Here is a 16349-nt window from a genome sequence, read left to right as displayed (position 1 = left end):
GCTACTCTTTTTCCTGGGCCCAACCTTTGGCTCGCTCCACCGCTCTTTGCCACTGGTGGTAGAGGCCCATGCGTTCCGTTTCAGATAGGGTAGGCTCATAGCGGTGGGCAAGTTGCCATTGGGAATCCAGTTCCTTACGGCTCTGCCAGAATCCGGTGGCCAGTCCCGCTAAATAAGCCGCCCCCAAGGCGGTGGTCTCTGTAATCTTGGGAACTTCTACCGCTACCCCGAGAATATCTGCCTGGAATTGCATCAGAAAGCGATTGATTGAGGCACCCCCATCGCAGCGTAGCACTTTTAGCGGGATTGCCGAATCTCGTTCCATGGCCTTGACCACATCCCGAGTTTGGTAACCCATGCTTTCTAGTACTGCCCGCACCAGATGGGCTTTAGTGGTGCCGCGGGTAATTCCCAGCAAGGTACCGCGGGCGTAGGGATCCCAGTGGGGGGCGCCAAGGCCGACGAGAGCTGGCACAAAGTAGACCCCCTCGTTGGTTTCTACTGAGCGGGCTAAGTCCTCGGTTTCTGAGGCGTGGTTGATGATCCCTAGGCCATCTCGCAACCACTGAATTCCCGCCCCCGTGATAAAGATGGCGCCTTCTAAGGCATATTCAACGGGTTCATCGCCGATTCCCCAGGCGATGGTGGTCAGCAGCTTTTCCTGGCTTAAGATAGCCTCTTTACCGGTATTCATCAGCACAAAGGAGCCAGTCCCGTAAGTATTTTTAGCTAGCCCTTTCCCATAGCAGGCCTGGCCGAAGAGGGCAGCCTGTTGATCCCCTGCAATTCCTGCAATAGGAATGCCGCCGGTTCCGAGAAGGGCTTGGGGTATGGTTTCCCCATAGACATAAGAAGAGGGTTTGACTTGGGGCAACAGGGCGGGGGGAATATGGAGCAGTTGCAAGATTTCCTCATCCCACTGTAAGTCGTGGATGTTATAAAGTAGGGTTCGACTGGCGTTGGAGTAATCGGTAATATGATTCTTGCCGCCTGTGAGCTTCCAGACGAGCCAGGAATCGATGGTGCCAAAAGCGATCTCACCGCCTTCTGCCCGTTGTCTGAGGCCATCCACATGGTCAAGAAGCCATTTGACCTTAGTGCCTGAGAAATAGGGGTCGATAACAAGCCCGGTTCGGTGCCGGAAGGTCTCCTCCAGACCCCTGGCTTTGAGTTTTTCACAGAGCGGGGTGGTGCGCCTATCTTGCCAGACAATCGCTTTTGCCACGGGTTCTCCCGTGCTTCGGTCCCACATCACCACCGTTTCCCGCTGGTTAGTAATGCCGATCGCTGCCAGATTGGCGGGCTCTAGATGGGCTTCCTGCAAGGCGGCGGCGACTACTTTTTGGGTGACTGACCAAATCTCGTTAGGATCATGTTCCACCCATCCTGGCCGGGGGTAATGCTGGGTAAATTCTGAATAGGCTCGGCCCTGAATGCGCCCCTGCTGATCAAAAATCAAAATGGTGATGCCGGTAGTGCCCGCATCGATAGACAATACATGACTTGTTGCCATTTTGCTTTTTATATCCCTCCTAATGGGCATAAAATCACCTTCTTTTCTTGGGAGAAGGTCGCCAATTTGATACGCCGTTCCCTGGTCTCTTCGATTCCTAAGTATAAATGCTCCTCATTGATTTTGCTTGGTTTTAAATCTCTGTCCATGCCAGCAGAGGTTGTCCCATCCGTACTTGGGTTTGTGGTCGAAGCCAGGTACAGGGTTTCAGGGGGGGAGTCGAAAAAACAATAATGGTGGAGCCCTGATGAAAATATCCCATCTCCTCGCCTTTTTTAAAGGAAGCTTCACAGGGAATGTGGTTCGGTCCTTGGTATTTAAGGTTAAGCAGGACATCCAGAAAATTCAGGTGCATGCTAGCGATCAGGATGGCGGCGACAGGCACCAAGGTGATGGCCTGGCCAAAGGCAGTGGTGTCTAGGGGAATCACCACCCGTTCATTTTTGCAATAGAGTCGTTCAATGTACTCCAGTGCAACCGGGTTAACATTCCAGACATCGCCGGAAATATAGTTGACCTCCCGAACTTGGCCGTCGCAGGGGGCGTGAAAGCGATGGTACATGCTGGATTTGAGCCGCAGTGTCATATACCAGCCGTTCCGATAACGGGCTACTTGTTCCGAGTCTCCAAGCAGGTCTTCCAAAGTATAGGGGAATCCTTTCGCCTGTATCAATTGTGTCCCCTCAATGGCCCCCATCTCGCCGACGACAGCATCGCAGGGACTGATTACTATTGCTGGGTCGGGATCAATCGTTCGGGCACCGTCTTTAAGCTTGCGGGTAAAACAGTCATGTAGATTTCGAAAGGACTTGTTTTGCGCTTCTTCCAAACGGAGATCATCTACGAAGAATTGCCAGACTGCAATTGAAGCTTTGGCAATTAAGGGATTTTTCTATTCGACTAAACCAGCCCATGAATAGAGTCAGGAGACGGCGCAGAATTCGATTAGTCAGCCAGAAGTTGATATTCTTTTGCTGGAAGAATTGAACAATAAATTTTTTTATTATTGATGTCCCTAAACGGTAAACAAGACAATGAATCCAGAAATCTTTATTACAATTGTGTTGCTTGGCGGGAGCACGTTGGTTTTTTTATTACCCCGATTACGAGCAAGGTTTCTTCTATCTCAAGCGAAGCATCGTTCCCTCTCCGGTCATGCCAAAATATCGAAGCTAATTCTTGTGAAAAATTCCTATTTATCTTCCCCAAAAATTTGACCTTAAACAAGATTCGATTGAGTGAGTTATGGTTTGCTTTACCTAATATACAGCTTTACTAGAGTCTATGTAGCTACTAAGTATCTTAGTAAAAGTTTTGAAGTACTCCTGGGGCGAGCCGGTGGTGTGGAGCCAGGGGACAGGGAAGTCCCCGCAAACCCTTTTTTCAGGGAGGAAAAAAACGGGTTTGCGGAACACCACCAGCTCGCTCCTAAAACACCTCATATTTTTATTCATAGGTACTTACTAAGGAATCGAAGTCGAAGATAGTGGTGTGTTTGAGCGAGAGGTTGAGAAATATCCTACAGTAAGCATTGTTACAAGGGTAATTAGGAATTATTACAAAATTTATTAAAAATTATTAAGAATTGTTAAAGGTATTTGTATTGAAGGGGTAAAACGGAGGGCTGGCGTTAGAAAAGAGGTGTTAATGGTTGGTGTAAGCCACGCGGCAATGGTATGCCACGTGGCTTAGGTTTAGGATTTTGCCGTTTAGTGATGTTTGGCGTAGTCGGTAAGTTTCTGATGGGTGAACATGTAGTCCTGGCTTTCCAGAGGAGTATGACATTGGGCGCACTCTAGATCATTGCTCTTGGGGGTCCCGTCAGGGTTATACACGGCGAATCCCCAATTGCCTGCACGATGCTCCTGGGGGTAAGCCGCTTCCCAATTGTCCCTTTTCTCCATGACAGCAACTGCGGCAAGTGAATCAATTTTGAAGATAGCGTTGCTGCTGGGAATAGGTTTACCTTCGGCATCCGTTTTAGGTTTGTATATTTCCATGACAATGATCGATCCTGAATCCGCGGTCTGGCCTTCCTTGTGGCTGGAAACGGCGGTCTCATTGGCATAGAGTTTGGCCACCTGTTTCTGATTGGCGCGGTTAATTGTGGCATACTTGCTAAAAGACTGCTCATAACCCTCGGGAAACTTGACAAACTCAGGGTCCCCGCCCCCATAGGCGTAGAAGGGAGACAAAGCACAGATTATAGTCACTAATTTCAAAGGGTATTTCATGTATTATTCTCCTTTATCATTGTGTATTGCGCTCAATTGGGTTTTTTCAGAAAATCGCTTGTCAGGAGATTGGCATTAAGTAGGCCTGGTAACAGTCATATATAGACCTTCAAACGACTACTTTTACCCTGATAGGCGAATCCTGTTTGTGCCCCTTCAAGCATTATATAGCGCAGTCACCCATAATATAAAACGGGTTCCTCACTTGGGTAGCCGAATCCCGATTGACAGGAGGGGATTTATAAAAAGTCTTAATTTCCTAGTGAGGGAGGGTAAGGACAAAGCAGTGAATGAGAACTGACCCTATTAATAAGCTTTAATCCATTCAATCTGCAATTGAAAATCGCCTGCCTGCTTGTCGGCAATCATTACGCCTATCTGGAAAATTGCGCTAGAATCGAGTGGTTTTTCATCTTCCAAAATGCGGCCACGGAAGGTGGGCACAAAGGTAGCAAAGGGTAGTTTCACTACTTCCCAGGCTTGATTGGAACTCTGAAATTTGGTTTGATAGGCGATTCCATCGAATTGAGTATCGGTACGCAATCTAAGGCGATATAGCTGGCCATCGCCACGAATACGGACTGCTAGGCCAGTGAAAGACGATAAATCTAATTTTCCAACCGGCCAGCGTACTGAGGCAAAGCCCCCTCTGTTTGCTAATGACACATGCCCTTCAAAAATACCTGTTCCCGATGAGATTATACGGAAGTTGCTTTTTGAAAGGCCGCCCATAACACCATCATTGATGATTTGCCAGGAGCGTGGCTCTTGGCTTCTAAAGTCAATAATCATTTGATTTCCAGATAAAAAACCAGTTAATGGTAATAGCATTAAAACAACAAGAATAATGAGGCGGGTCGGGGCTTTCATCATGCACAGTATCTCTTTACAGCGGTTATTTAATATTGAATTATAGTAATCCCATGGAGCGCAAAATAGTCGACTATCATCAAGATGAGCAGGGCGATTGGGTGGCGGATCTGGAGTGTGGTCACAGCCAACATGTTCGGCACCAGCCGCCATTTATCAATCGACCTTGGGTCGTGACTGTGGAAGGGCGCAAGTCCAGGTTGGGACGAGTACTCAACTGTATCCAATGCGATTCAAAGGATGGGAATTGAGGATACTCTCTCAATGATTTAGCGTACGTCCTGAAAGAAAGCCAAAGCCGTCCTTGGAATAGGCAAGCGTAATGTCACACACAACTGAATCAAGACTACTTGTCCGGTGCTACGCCATATTCCCTTCTTGACAAATTTACGAGAATCGGTGACAACCGTACTTGCCATGAGTATGGGCTGGGTCACCTGAATAAGTTTCTGACAAAAAGCAATATCTTCCAAGATGGACTGGTCTGGAAATCCACCGAGTTCTTGGAACAGCCGCTGTCTAACAAACATGGCTTGATCCCCATAAATAATTCGAGTCGAACGGCAGCGGAAATTATCCATGAGGGAGATCAATCGCAAGGATCCATTTTGGCCGGAGAAGCGATGGCGGAATCCTCCTGCAGCTATATGGTCGTCCAAGGCATCAATCGCCATGAGGGCATCTTCAGGGAGCAGAGTGTCTGCATGCAGAAAGAGTAACCAATTCCCCTTGGCCCGAGCGGCACCTGCGTTCATTTGAGAGGCCCGGCCTTTAGGGGAACTCAAAAGTTGAATGGAAGGATAGGCTTTTGCAACCTCTTGGGTTCGATCAACGCTTCCCCCATCAACCAGGATGGCTTCAAAAACACCAGGTTGTTTGAAAAGGCAGTCCAAGGTGGCGGGAAGAGCCTTTTCCTCATTATAGGCAGGGATGATAACGGAAATCATGGAGAATTCGATAGCTTGGTTGGATCCCCCTGGGGGAGTAGCGTGGAACTTCGAACCTATTTATCTTTATCTAAGCTGCCCTTGCGAGCCGCAAAATCAAGAGGCAGCTCCCTTGCCTCTGGTTAGCCGGTGGTGTTCCGCAAACCCTTTTTTCAAGGAAGAAAAACGGGTTGGATGCGCGCCCTGAGGGCATCCTCCGGATGCCCCGATAAACACCTCATATTTTATTCATTAGTGTAGTCCAGATGAACATACCTATGCAGACCCAAAAAGATCAATTTTTTGCGGCACTTGAAGCGGCGGGAATGCCCCCCGTCCCTGATGAATTTTCAGTGGTGCCATGGTATCAAGCCATTTCCCCTCGGATCCTAGAGGAAATCCAGGTCTTTATTCGTACTTTTGAAGATGTCACTACGCGGCCGAGTTGGCAGGAAGCTGTGACTGCCGCCGCCCCGGCGATTGCCCAGCACCCACGCCCTGAGGTTTGTTTTTTTAGCGCTTGGGATTTTCACTTGCCACCGGATCAGAGCTGGCAAATGATTGAATTCAATGATAATGGTTCCGGTCTTCTCTTTGCCGCGCTAGTGAATGATCGCTACTATCAAATCTTTGATTTATTTCAACAGGCTGCCCTCCAGCCTCCGCCTGCTTACAATGAATTGACTGAACGAATCATTGCCTCTGTGAAGCAGGAAGTCATGGCATTCTTCTCCCACTGGCCCCAGGGATTGTTCTTGATTTTGGAGGATAGGGAAGCGTTGCAAGGGGGAAAATTTCGTCACGAATTGATTCTCCTGCGGAACCTTTTTCGGCAACAGGGTTGGAGAGCGGAAATAGCCGCCCCTGGAGAAATGGGTTGGGATGGACAGCAGCTATGCTGGGAGGGAGAGACGGTTTCTTTTATCGTGAATCGATCCACGGATTTTCTCTGGGAGGCGGAGGTTTTCTCTCTGCTGCGCGCTGCCTATGAGGCAGGTCAAGTCTATGTGGCGCCTAATCCTTTTACCTATGCGACTCGCAGCGATAAGCGCCTCATGGAACGGCTTTCCTTATCTGACTGGGATCAGGAATTGGGGATTCAACCTCAAGAGCGGGCTATTTTGAGTGCCCACATCCCGGAAACCCACTGGCTGCGTCCAGAAAATGTGGAAGAACTTGCTCCCAGGAAAGAAGAATTTATTTTTAAGCCTGCCCAAGGATTTGCCGCCAGAGGGTTACTGGCCAGCACCAAGGTAGGACGCTCCCGCCTGCGCCGTTTGCTGAAGGCAGGGGCCGGCTATGTGGCCCAGAAAAAAATCCCCAAAAGCCCTTTGCATGGAGAAAGAAGCATTCCGCTTTGGACTGATCTGCGGGTTTGGGCCTATCGAGGGCAAATACTCCTCTTGTCAGGTCGGGCTTCCAGTCGCCCCGATAGACTCGATTTATCCCCGCCAGGGGGATGGATTTCCACTTATGTTCGTTGTAGCAAAACGCCATCGTAGTCTGAATGAGGTGGAATAAAACCAGGAGCTTAGAAGTGTCGGCCCCGGGAATATGATTTTATTCATAATCTCAGTTTTTTGGCCGATATTATCCAATACCTCGACCAAAGTTTTGGGGATTTATTCCCCTGTATCCTGGTTCTACCCTGCTAGGCTGTTCTAAAAACATAAAGATAGGAGGGGACGTCGACCTAGGCTAAGTAGTCCTATGGTGCCATGTCACTGCTTACGGTATCCCGCCATTGTGTTTTTTTTCAGGTGCTTGGTTGGGTACGATAAAGACAGTCATGGTGCGTAGTGATTAATTTTATCGATCTCGGTTCTGAAATCTTCCGTACTGGTTTTTTACTGGCCATTTTTGGTTATCTGCTGTGGGTGGGTAGGACACGACGTAACTTGCCTCCAAGGGGTTGGAATACCCTCCTCAGCGGCTTTGGTCTGCTGGTATTTGGAAGTCTCCTTGATATTACCGACGAATTCGAGGCGTTAAACCCTTTTGTTATCGTCGGCAACACCCATACCCAGGCGCTCTTGGAAAAAGTCGTGATTTTTCCCCTGGGCTATCTCTTGCTGTTGCGGGGATTGATGCGGTGGATGCCGGCTGTTCATGGATTGTCGCGGGAGTTGGAGTGTCGCAAGCAGGTGGAAAGAATCTTGGAAGCGATAGTGGAAACCCGCACGGGTGAATTGAAAGCGGCTAATTTGGCCCTAGCGGAAGAAGTCGTTGTGCGTAGGCAAGCGCAGGAGTTTTTGGAAATCACTCGGGCGAGGCTTGAGCACCTACTCACCGCCAGTCCTGCTGTTATCTACTGTTGTAAAGTCGGCGGCAACTATGCCAATACTTTTGTCAGTGAAAATGTCCAGGCCTTAGTGGGCTATAAACCCAAAGATTTTATTGAGGATTCCCGTTTTTGGATTAACCATGTGCATCCAAGGGACCGGGAGCGAGTGGTGGCGGATCTGGACGCATTACTTCAGCGCGGTGAGGCATGCTATGAATACCGTTTCCAGCACCGAGATGGAAGCTACCGTTGGATACATGATGAGTTGCAGTTGGTGCGGGATACAGAGGGACAACCTTTCGAGATCGTTGGCTATTGGGTTGACATTACCCATCCCAAGCGGGTGGAGCAGACGCAGCAACGGTTAAGTGCTATTTTGGAAGCTTCTACTGATTTTGTCGGCTTTTCGGATAATGAGGGGATTGCCCAATATGTCAATCAGGCCGGCTGCCGCTTGGTGGGGATGAGCGCTGAGGAAGCGGTGGGTCGGCCAATCACCGTATTTACCCCGGACTGGGCCAATATTATTATCCAAAATGAGGGTTTACCAGCGGCGAAGCGCCAGGGTTGGTGGCGGGGGGAGACGGCTTTGCTGCATCGGGAGGGTCATGAGATTCCCGTATCCCAGCTTATCCTAGCCCATCACACTTCCGAGGGGGAGGTTGAGTTTTTTTCCACTGTAGTTCGAGATATCAGTGAGCATAAGGCCTACGAATCCCAACTGGAGTACCAGGCCAACTATGATAGCCTTACGGGCTTACCTAACCGGAATCTGCTGCAGGACCGACTCGAGCACGCCATTGCCCATGCCTGGCGCGTCAGGCAGGGGGTGGCTGTACTTTTTCTGGATTTGGACAGGTTTAAAATGGTCAACGATAGCCTGGGCCATGATGTTGGTGATGCGCTGTTAAAGGCTGTGGCTGAGCGGCTGAGGGGCTGCGTTCGTGATGAGGACACGATTTCCCGCCTGGGCGGGGATGAATTTGTGTTGGTGTTGGAAGAATTGCGTGGAGGCGAGATGTCACGCCTCATCGCCAACAAAATCCTAGCGGCCCTGCAAGCCCCCTTTGCCCTTGAGGGGCAAACTTTCCGTATCAACGCCAGTGTGGGTATCAGCCTCTTTTCTAGGGATGGGAAGGATGCCTTGACACTGCTCAAAAGCGCTGATACAGCGCTTCATTGGGCAAAAGCCCAGGGGCGAGGGTGCATTCGCAGCTATACCTCGGAGATGAATGCCCAAGTGGTGGAGCGCCTGACCATGGAGCAGTCACTGCGCCAGGCCTGGGAGCGGCAGGAGTTCGTACTCCACTATCAGCCGATAATGGATTTGCAAACCGGTAATATGGTGGCCGTGGAGGCGCTGTTGCGTTGGCAACACCCCCGGTTGGGGGTTGTTCCCCCCGCCAAGTTTATTCCTTTGGCTGAAGAATTGGGGATAATGCCCACGGTTGGAGAGTGGGTGCTGAGGACCGCTTGCCTCCAATCCCGCCGCTGGCAGGATGCTGGATTGCCTATGCTGACCATGTCGGTGAATCTCTCGACACAACAGTTTATCCAGGTCGATCTTACCGACCGAGTCGCCCACATCCTAGATGAAACCGGTTTACCGCCTTCTTGCCTTGCTATAGAAATTACCGAAAGCCAGATCATGCAAGATGTCGAAAGTGCGGTCGCTTCTTTAAGGGCTTTCAAGGAAATGAAGGTGCATTTGTCCATTGATGATTTCGGCACGGGTTACTCTTCGCTGATTCATCTCAAGCGCTTTCCCTTGAACCGTTTGAAGATTGGTAAAGATTTTATCCATGACTTCACCAAGACTCCAGAGGATGAGACTATTGTATTGGCGGTGATTTCTTTGGCTCACAGTTTGGGCCTCAAGGTAGTTGCTGAAGGGGTGGAGACCGAGGAACAGCTTCGATTTTTGTGGGAGAATGGTTGTGAGGAGATGCAAGGCCATTATTTCAGCCCCCCTTTACCCGCCTCGGAAATGGAAGGTCTGTTGCAAGAAAACCGTCAATTGCCGTTGCGTTTAGCTTACCAGCAATGTCATTAAAAGCCTCTGGTTTCAGGCTCTAAATTTCTCCACATTAGCGGTGGTCTGGAGCAAAACGGCCTAGGATTAACCTTCAAGGGGCTAAAGCAGCGTCATGGCCACGGTTTGAATGAACTGCATTAAGGGCCCGGGATAAACCCCCCACCACACTAGCAATAGAGCAAGGAGGGCAAGCGCTAAACTGCCAGTCAGCGGTAGGGTAGAAGGATAGACCCGTTCTATTTCTGCCGTAGGCAACCGGTACAGGGCAATGATGATGCGCAGGTAATAAAATAGGCCCAAGGTGCTGCCAATAATGAGTGTCAAGAGGAGTGGCCACAGGGCGGCCTCAACACTGGCGGTAAAGATATAAAACTTGCCGATAAACCCTGCTGTCAGGGGGATACCGGCTAGGGAGAGCAGGGTGAAAGTAAACATGCCCGCTAGGACCGGCCGGCGCCAGAATAACCCCTGATAGTCTTCTAGGTTTTGCTTTTCTTGAGCTGGTGAGGAGAGCACGGTCACCACCCCAAAAGCGCCTAAGTTCGTCACGAAATAGACCACCCAATAGAAAGTAATTGCTTCCACGCCCAGGCTTCCGCTAGCCACAAGGGCTACCAATAAATAACCTAGGTGAGCGATGGAGGAATAGGCCAGAATCCGCTTGATATTGTTTTGCAGCAGCGCAAGTAAATTACCGACCAAGATGGAGAACAAGGCGATCAGACTGAACATCACGGTGAGGGGGGGATGATTGCCGCCTTCCACTTGAATAAAAAAACGCAGTAATAGGGCAAATACCGCCCCTTTGGATACGGTGGTGAGAAAAGCAATCACGGGGGCCGGTGCTCCTTGATAAACATCGGGAGTCCAGAGGTGAAAAGGCACCCATGAAAGCTTAAAGCTCAGGCCGCCGATGATGAAGGCAAGGCCCGCTAAAAAAAAGACATTAGAAGAAATTTCGCCGTGGTTAAGAAGAGCGCTGAGACGCCCAAATTCTAGGGTCCCCAGTTCGGCATAGATAAGGGCGATACCAAATAGCAAAACCGCCGAAGAAGCACCGGAAAGAATCAAATATTTCACCCCCGCCTCAAGGGAAGGTCGTAAATGTCGCGGGTAGGCCAGCAAAGCAAATAGGGATACGCTTAAGATTTCAAGGCCTAGGAAGAGGGAGATAAAATGATTACTAGCGGCCAGAATAGTTGCTCCTAGGGTGGCTAGGAGCAAGAGCATATAGAACTCTTCGGGCTGATCTTCAAGTCCTTGCAGGTAACTATAGGCCAGGAGGGCTACGGCTAAGGCCGCGACCAAGATGAGCCCGGTGTAAAACAGGGCATATTGATCGATGATCAACAAGGGCGGCAGCTGATGGGGGGTTACCCCAGCAGCGATGGGAATCATCATCAAGCAGAGCAGCAATGGGATCATTGTCGCCACCAGGGCCAATCGATGCTGGCGATAAAAAGCCACCACCAAGGTAAGGGTTAGGGACCCCAGGGTTAAGGTCAGCCAAGGCAGCAAAGCAATGAAATCAGTCATGGGTCAGTTTTGCCTTGACGGTTCCATGACCCATTGCTGTAGCCCCTCTAGGGCAGGATGGGCCATATCGAATACCGGTTGAGGATATAGTCCCAGCCAAAAGAGGATCAAAATCATGGCGCCCATGGCGACCATATCCCCGGTGGAAAAGTCCGCAAAGCGCCGTTGCTCTTCCGCCTCACCGTGGAGAGTTTTCTGCACCATGATCAAGGCATAGACCACGGAGAGAATAAGTCCTAGGGCGGCGGCGGCGGTGAAAGCAATATTGACCTGATAAGCCCCCAGCAATACCAAGAACTCTCCCATAAAATTAGCGAGCCCAGGGAGGCCTAGAGCCGCTACCGCAAAAAATAAACTGATGGCCGCTAGCCGGGGAGCCTTGCTCCATAGCCCTCCCATGCGGCCCATGTCCCGGGTGTGAAGGCGTTCTTGCAGGGCGCCGGCGACCATAAACAGGGCCGCGACGGAGATGCCATGGGCCAGCATTTGCATGACGGCGCCTTGGAGGGCCACCGGATTCCAGGCAAACACGCCCAGGAGGACAAAGCCCATATGGCTGATACTGCTGTAGGCGATTAAGCGCTTGACATCTTGTTGGGCGAAGGCCAGTACCGCCCCATAGAGAATCCCGATTACCCCGAGTAGCATGATCACCGGGCTATAATCAAACGCAGTGGCAGGAAATAGGGGGACCACGAAACGGAGCAATCCATAAGCCCCAGTCTTTAAGAGTACTCCCGCTAAAATTACGCTGCCGCCGGTGGAGGCCTGAGTATGGGCGTCCGGCAGCCAAGGATGCAAGGGCACCGCGGGCAGCTTGACGGCAAAGGCAATAAAAAATCCCAGCGCTATCCAAAAGGCGGTATTGGGATCGAGAGAGGCGCCTAGCAGGTCGAAATAATTAAAGGTCAACACACCCGTATGCTGATAATGGGTCCAGACCAGCACCAGAATTGCCACCAACAGCATCAGGCCACTGCTATGGGTAAAGATAAAAAACTTAAAGGCCGCTGGGAGGCGGCGCTCGTGGCCCCAAATGGCAATGAGAAAATACATGGGGACTAGCATCACTTCCCAGAAGAAAAAGAACAGAAACAAATCCAAGGCCATGAAGACCCCGAGTACGCCCGTGAGGACCCATAACAAGTTGAAATGAAAAAAGCCGACCCGATATTGGATCTCGGTCCAAGAAGCCACTACTGCCATGAGCCCCAGGAAACAGCCCAGGAGTACCAAGAGGAGGCTCAGTCCATCCAAAGCCAGATGAAAACGGATCCCAAAATGGGCAATCCAGGGCCAGTCCAGTTCCACTAACCAAGCGCCTTGTCCGGCAATGGCAAAGGGACTCCCTTGTGATAGCCACAATGTCGCCACCAAGAGGAAATTGATTCCTAAGGCAAGTAAGGCAATGATCCGCGGCCAGAGGGGATGCCGGCGCTCGGCATACCAGGCCCCAACTCCCCCTACTATTAAGATTACAAGTAACCAGATGAGTATCATAGGAACACCACCATGGCGATAAGTAGGGCAGCCCCAGCAGCAATCCCTCCGGTATACCAGCGTACCAGTCCAGTTTGGGTTCGGCTGAGCCCCTGGTGGCCCACTTGCGCTAGCCAGGCCATTCCCCGATAAAAGGCATCAATGAAGTCATCTCTATTGACGCGGGCGAGCCACAGGAAAGGCCACACCAATAGCCAGCCCATTCCCCGAGAAAAGGCATCGATAAAGTCACTCCTGTTGAAATGGGCAAACCACTGCAAAGGTCGTACTAGGAGCAGGTGGTATACCCCGTCAAAGCCCCAACCGACGTACCAGAAACGCCGCAATGCCGAAACCGGCGTTTTTTCTAACAGGGTCTGGCGCCATTGGGGCTTACTCAAGAAAAATAAATAAGCCAGCACAATACCTAGCAAGGAGACCGTCGAGACTATAAATTGCAAACCAAGCTCCACCCCTGGGCTTCTATACCCTGTTTCCAGCTCAGGAAGGGTTAAGTGCAATAGGCTAGAAAAAAAGGGTTGATCCCCGCCCATTGGTAACAATTCCACCCAGCCCCCAACGATGGAGAGCAGGGAGAGCAGCAGCAAGGGAATACCCATGAGAATGCCCGGCTTTTTGCCCACAGTCGTTTTTACCGGGCCAAAAAAGGCGATAAACCAGCCCCGAAAAATATACACCGCTGTTAATAAAGCCCCTATAAAGCCTGCTGCCCAGAGCCAGGGACCCCCTAAAGGGGATGACCAAACCTGCCAGAGAATCAAATCCTTACTATAGAAACCAGCGGTAATCAGGGGTAAAGAGGCCAGGGAGGCGGCACCAATGAGAAACCCCCAGAAGGCGAGGGGAAGCTGCCTTCGCAAGCCGCCCATTTTGAAGATGTTGTGTTCGTGCTGCAGGCTGGTAATGACTACCCCAGCGCTCAGGAACAGCAGGGCCTTAAAAAAAGCGTGAGTCATGAAGTGAAAAATAGCCGCCGACCAAGCGCCGACCCCTAAGGCCAAAAACATATAGCCAATTTGGCTCATGGTGGAGTAGGCCAGAATCCGTTTGATATCGGTTTGGACCAAGGCGCTACAGGCTGCCAGCAGTAAAGTAAACGCCCCGATCACCGCCACCGCCGTGTGGACAGGGGGAGCCAGTTCAAACAGCACATGAGTGCGGGCGATCAAGTAAACTCCGGCAGTAACCATGGTGGCGGCGTGGATGAGGGCGCTTACCGGGGTGGGGCCAGCCATGGCATTGGGCAGCCAAGTTTGCAGGGGCAGTTGGGCTGATTTGCCGACCGCGCCCCCGAGCAGCAGGGCAGCCGCCACTAGGGCTAGCGTAGAGCCTACAGGCCACGCTTGCGAGGCCCGTTCCATGAGCAATTGAATATTGAGTGTTCCCAGGTGAGTGACCAACAACAGCAGCCCTAGGGCCATGGCGGTGTCCCCGACCCGGGTGACCAGAAAAGCCTTGCGGGCCGCATAACCATTGGCAGGGTCCTGGTACCAAAAGCCAATCAGCAAGTAACTGCACAGCCCCACCCCTTCCCAGCCCAGATAAAGGAATAACAGATCATCGGCCAATACCAGCAGCAGCATGGAAGCAACAAACAGGTTCATATAAGCAAAGAAGCGCTGGTAATCTGTTTCGTCGACCATAAATTCGGTGGAATAAAGGTGGATCAGAAAGCTTACCCAGGTGATGACCAAAATCATTACCAAGGATAGGGAATCTAAATGGAGGGCAATGCGGGGAGTAAAATCGGCAATGGCTATCCAGGTCCATAAAATTTGCCTATAGGTATTTCCTGGAAGTTCGGATTGTAGAAACTCCATGCTAAGCCCCACCGTTAAAAGGGCGGATAGAACCACCGAACCCACGCCAATGAAGGCGCTAAGTCTTTTCGACAGTCGACCTGGGGCCAGTATTAACAGGATAAAACCGGCCAAAGGTAGCGTGGGGACTAGCCACAGGAGTTTTAGCATCTCAGCCCCTCATCTCGCTGATGCGATCGGCATCTAAAGTGCCAAAATGTCGGTAAATTAGCAGAATAAGTGCCAAACCGATGGCTACCTCTGCAGCGGCCAGGGTCAGAATAAGCATAAAAAAAATCTGCCCCTCCGCTTCTCCCCAACGGGCCCCGGCCACAATAAAAGCTAGCCCGGTGGCATTGAGCATGATTTCCAGGGACATGAGCATAAATATCAGATTGCGGCGTCCCAGAATGCCCATTAACCCCAGCAAAAAAAGAGCAGCGGCCAAATACAAACCATGCTCTAGGGGGATTGAAATCATTCTGGGTCCTCCTCCTGTTCCCTTCGCCCTAGGTGATAGGCTCCTACCAAACCTGCCAGCAGTAACATGGCTGCAAGCTCAGCCGCCAATAAATAAGGACCAAATAGGGCCCTGCCCACCTGTTGGGGTTCAACCATTCCAGCACTGGAGAGGAGACTGTTTTCTTTCTCCAGGACATAAATTAGCTCTATCAACAAAATAAAGGACAGAATTCCAGGCCCTATCCACATATTAGGAGTGAGCCAGCGATTTTCCTGGACAATGCTCTTTTCCCCTAAATTGAGCATCATCACCACGAAGACAAAGAGCACCATAATGGCACCGGCGTAGATGAGGACTTCTAAGGCGGCCGCAAAAGGCGCGCCGAGGAGAAAAAAGATTAAAGCCACCGAGAGCAAAGAAACGATTAAATAAAGCAATGCATGGACAGGATTTAATTGGGTGATCACCATGGCCGTGGAAATAATGGCGACAAAAGCTGCAATATAGAAGGTGATTTCCATAAGTATTTTTAGCTTTTCGGTGTTGACTACTTCTAAGAATAGATTGGATTAGCTACTTTTTAGGGTGTTTTTTTTGCTCTCGAAATTAAAGTTGATTTGGGAAACAGCTAAGGCATTAGTCCGCGTACATCCACCGGTGGTTCTTCGTTTTCCGCTTCTCCTTTATCCTTACCACGAACCGCTAATCCGGCTACTCGATAAAAATTATAATCGGGATATTTTCCGGGGCCGCTGATCAATAAATCTTCTTTCTCATAAACCAAATTTTGCCGCTCATATTCGCCCATTTCGAAATCTGGAGTGAGTTGAATCGCATAGGTGGGACAGGCTTCTTCGCAAAGGCCACAAAAAATGCAACGAGAAAAATTGATGCGAAAAAATTCTGGATACCAGCGGCCCTGTTCGTCTTCCGTTTTTTGCAGAGCAATGCAATCGACAGGACAGGCGACGGCACATAAATTACAGGCGACACAGCGTTCCTCACCATCCGGATCCCGGGAGAGGATAATGCGCCCGCGCCATCTTGGCGCGATATAGGGCTTTTCCTCTGGATATTGGATTGTTGCTTTGGGCCGGAAAAGATGGAGAAATATAGCCCAGAGAGTTCTCAATTCACTGCCTAGGGAAAGACTTTTTAATGAGTTCCACATGGCATCCCTCCTTTGAGA

Annotated in this window: 14 protein-coding genes; 3 read left to right on the top strand and 11 right to left on the bottom strand. The window is 50.5% G+C overall.

Annotation, left to right across the window (positions count from 1 at the left end):
* Nucleotide 1 precedes the first annotated feature (1 nt).
* From glpK to E3U44_RS14500, 4 genes are all read right to left on the bottom strand, one after another.
* Nucleotides 2-1513: a glycerol kinase GlpK gene (glpK, locus tag E3U44_RS14515; RefSeq protein WP_134358844.1), complete on the bottom strand. Its 1512-nt coding sequence runs from the start codon at nucleotides 1511-1513 to the stop codon at nucleotides 2-4.
* 133 nt (nucleotides 1514-1646) lie between these two features.
* Complete coding sequence (asd, locus tag E3U44_RS14510; protein WP_206054806.1) at nucleotides 1647-2342, bottom strand: archaetidylserine decarboxylase; 696 nt, start codon at nucleotides 2340-2342, stop codon at nucleotides 1647-1649.
* A gap of 880 nt (nucleotides 2343-3222) precedes the next feature.
* Nucleotides 3223-3747: a cytochrome P460 family protein gene (locus E3U44_RS14505; protein ID WP_134358843.1), complete on the bottom strand. Its 525-nt coding sequence runs from the start codon at nucleotides 3745-3747 to the stop codon at nucleotides 3223-3225.
* Nucleotides 3748-4053: 306 nt separating this feature from the next.
* Nucleotides 4054-4620, bottom strand: a complete 567-nt coding sequence (locus tag E3U44_RS14500) for a CIA30 family protein (protein ID WP_206054805.1) — start codon at nucleotides 4618-4620, stop codon at nucleotides 4054-4056.
* A gap of 50 nt (nucleotides 4621-4670) precedes the next feature.
* On the opposite strand from E3U44_RS14500, the gene E3U44_RS14495 reads away from it, so the two are divergent.
* Complete coding sequence (locus tag E3U44_RS14495; RefSeq protein WP_134358842.1) at nucleotides 4671-4868, top strand: DUF3565 domain-containing protein; 198 nt, start codon at nucleotides 4671-4673, stop codon at nucleotides 4866-4868.
* 18 nt (nucleotides 4869-4886) lie between these two features.
* Here the strand turns inward: E3U44_RS14495 and E3U44_RS14490 are convergent, their stop codons facing one another.
* Nucleotides 4887-5564, bottom strand: coding sequence for a TIGR04283 family arsenosugar biosynthesis glycosyltransferase (locus E3U44_RS14490; RefSeq protein WP_134358841.1), 678 nt, complete (start codon nucleotides 5562-5564; stop codon nucleotides 4887-4889).
* 257 nt (nucleotides 5565-5821) lie between these two features.
* On the opposite strand from E3U44_RS14490, the gene E3U44_RS14485 reads away from it, so the two are divergent.
* Both E3U44_RS14485 and E3U44_RS14480 read left to right on the top strand, forming a co-directional pair.
* Nucleotides 5822-7045, top strand: a complete 1224-nt coding sequence (locus E3U44_RS14485; RefSeq protein WP_134359857.1) for a hypothetical protein — start codon at nucleotides 5822-5824, stop codon at nucleotides 7043-7045.
* A gap of 297 nt (nucleotides 7046-7342) precedes the next feature.
* The gene (locus E3U44_RS14480) at nucleotides 7343-9880 is read left to right on the top strand and encodes a putative bifunctional diguanylate cyclase/phosphodiesterase (protein ID WP_134358840.1); all 2538 of its coding nucleotides are present in this window, start codon (nucleotides 7343-7345) and stop codon (nucleotides 9878-9880) included.
* Nucleotides 9881-9961: 81 nt separating this feature from the next.
* Here E3U44_RS14480 and E3U44_RS14475 read toward each other — a convergent pair whose 3' ends face one another.
* The 6 genes from E3U44_RS14475 to nuoI all read right to left on the bottom strand — a co-directional run bounded on the left by E3U44_RS14475 (nucleotide 9962) and on the right by nuoI (nucleotide 16331).
* Entirely contained in the window at nucleotides 9962-11398 is a 1437-nt protein-coding gene (locus tag E3U44_RS14475) for an NADH-quinone oxidoreductase subunit N (RefSeq protein ID WP_134358839.1), read from the bottom strand.
* A gap of 3 nt (nucleotides 11399-11401) precedes the next feature.
* Complete coding sequence (gene nuoM, locus E3U44_RS14470; protein WP_134358838.1) at nucleotides 11402-12898, bottom strand: NADH-quinone oxidoreductase subunit M; 1497 nt, start codon at nucleotides 12896-12898, stop codon at nucleotides 11402-11404.
* Nucleotides 12895-14868 (bottom strand): NADH-quinone oxidoreductase subunit L, encoded by a 1974-nt coding sequence (gene nuoL, locus E3U44_RS14465; RefSeq protein WP_134358837.1) that lies wholly within the window; start codon nucleotides 14866-14868, stop codon nucleotides 12895-12897. Before nuoL ends, nuoM begins: the two co-directional genes overlap by 4 nt.
* Before the next feature lies 1 nt (nucleotide 14869).
* Nucleotides 14870-15178, bottom strand: coding sequence for an NADH-quinone oxidoreductase subunit NuoK (gene nuoK, locus E3U44_RS14460; protein ID WP_134358836.1), 309 nt, complete (start codon nucleotides 15176-15178; stop codon nucleotides 14870-14872).
* Nucleotides 15175-15681 (bottom strand): NADH-quinone oxidoreductase subunit J, encoded by a 507-nt coding sequence (gene nuoJ, locus E3U44_RS14455; RefSeq protein ID WP_134358835.1) that lies wholly within the window; start codon nucleotides 15679-15681, stop codon nucleotides 15175-15177. Before nuoJ ends, nuoK begins: the two co-directional genes overlap by 4 nt.
* A 107-nt stretch (nucleotides 15682-15788) precedes the next feature.
* Entirely contained in the window at nucleotides 15789-16331 is a 543-nt protein-coding gene (gene nuoI / locus E3U44_RS14450; RefSeq protein ID WP_134358834.1) for an NADH-quinone oxidoreductase subunit NuoI, read from the bottom strand.
* Nucleotides 16332-16349: the final 18 nt, after the last annotated feature.

The organism is Nitrosococcus wardiae (assembly GCF_004421105.1).
Taxonomy (GTDB): domain Bacteria; phylum Pseudomonadota; class Gammaproteobacteria; order Nitrosococcales; family Nitrosococcaceae; genus Nitrosococcus; species Nitrosococcus wardiae.
This window is presented reverse-complemented; position numbering and strand designations above follow the sequence as displayed.

Bases quoted from the DNA above. Each gene is read 5' to 3' on its own strand.
- glpK (WP_134358844.1), bottom strand. From the start codon at position 1,513: ATGGCAACAAGTCATGTATTGTCTATCGATGCGGGCACTACCGGCATC.
- E3U44_RS14505 (WP_134358843.1), bottom strand. From the start codon at position 3,747: ATGAAATACCCTTTGAAATTAGTGACTATAATCTGTGCTTTGTCTCCC.
- E3U44_RS14500 (WP_206054805.1), bottom strand. From the start codon at position 4,620: ATGATGAAAGCCCCGACCCGCCTCATTATTCTTGTTGTTTTAATGCTA.
- E3U44_RS14495 (WP_134358842.1), top strand. From the start codon at position 4,671: ATGGAGCGCAAAATAGTCGACTATCATCAAGATGAGCAGGGCGATTGG.
- E3U44_RS14490 (WP_134358841.1), bottom strand. From the start codon at position 5,564: ATGATTTCCGTTATCATCCCTGCCTATAATGAGGAAAAGGCTCTTCCC.
- E3U44_RS14485 (WP_134359857.1), top strand. From the start codon at position 5,822: ATGCAGACCCAAAAAGATCAATTTTTTGCGGCACTTGAAGCGGCGGGA.
- E3U44_RS14475 (WP_134358839.1), bottom strand. From the start codon at position 11,398: ATGACTGATTTCATTGCTTTGCTGCCTTGGCTGACCTTAACCCTGGGG.
- nuoM (WP_134358838.1), bottom strand. From the start codon at position 12,898: ATGATACTCATCTGGTTACTTGTAATCTTAATAGTAGGGGGAGTTGGG.
- nuoL (WP_134358837.1), bottom strand. From the start codon at position 14,868: ATGCTAAAACTCCTGTGGCTAGTCCCCACGCTACCTTTGGCCGGTTTT.
- nuoK (WP_134358836.1), bottom strand. From the start codon at position 15,178: ATGATTTCAATCCCCCTAGAGCATGGTTTGTATTTGGCCGCTGCTCTT.
- nuoJ (WP_134358835.1), bottom strand. From the start codon at position 15,681: ATGGAAATCACCTTCTATATTGCAGCTTTTGTCGCCATTATTTCCACG.
- nuoI (WP_134358834.1), bottom strand. From the start codon at position 16,331: ATGTGGAACTCATTAAAAAGTCTTTCCCTAGGCAGTGAATTGAGAACT.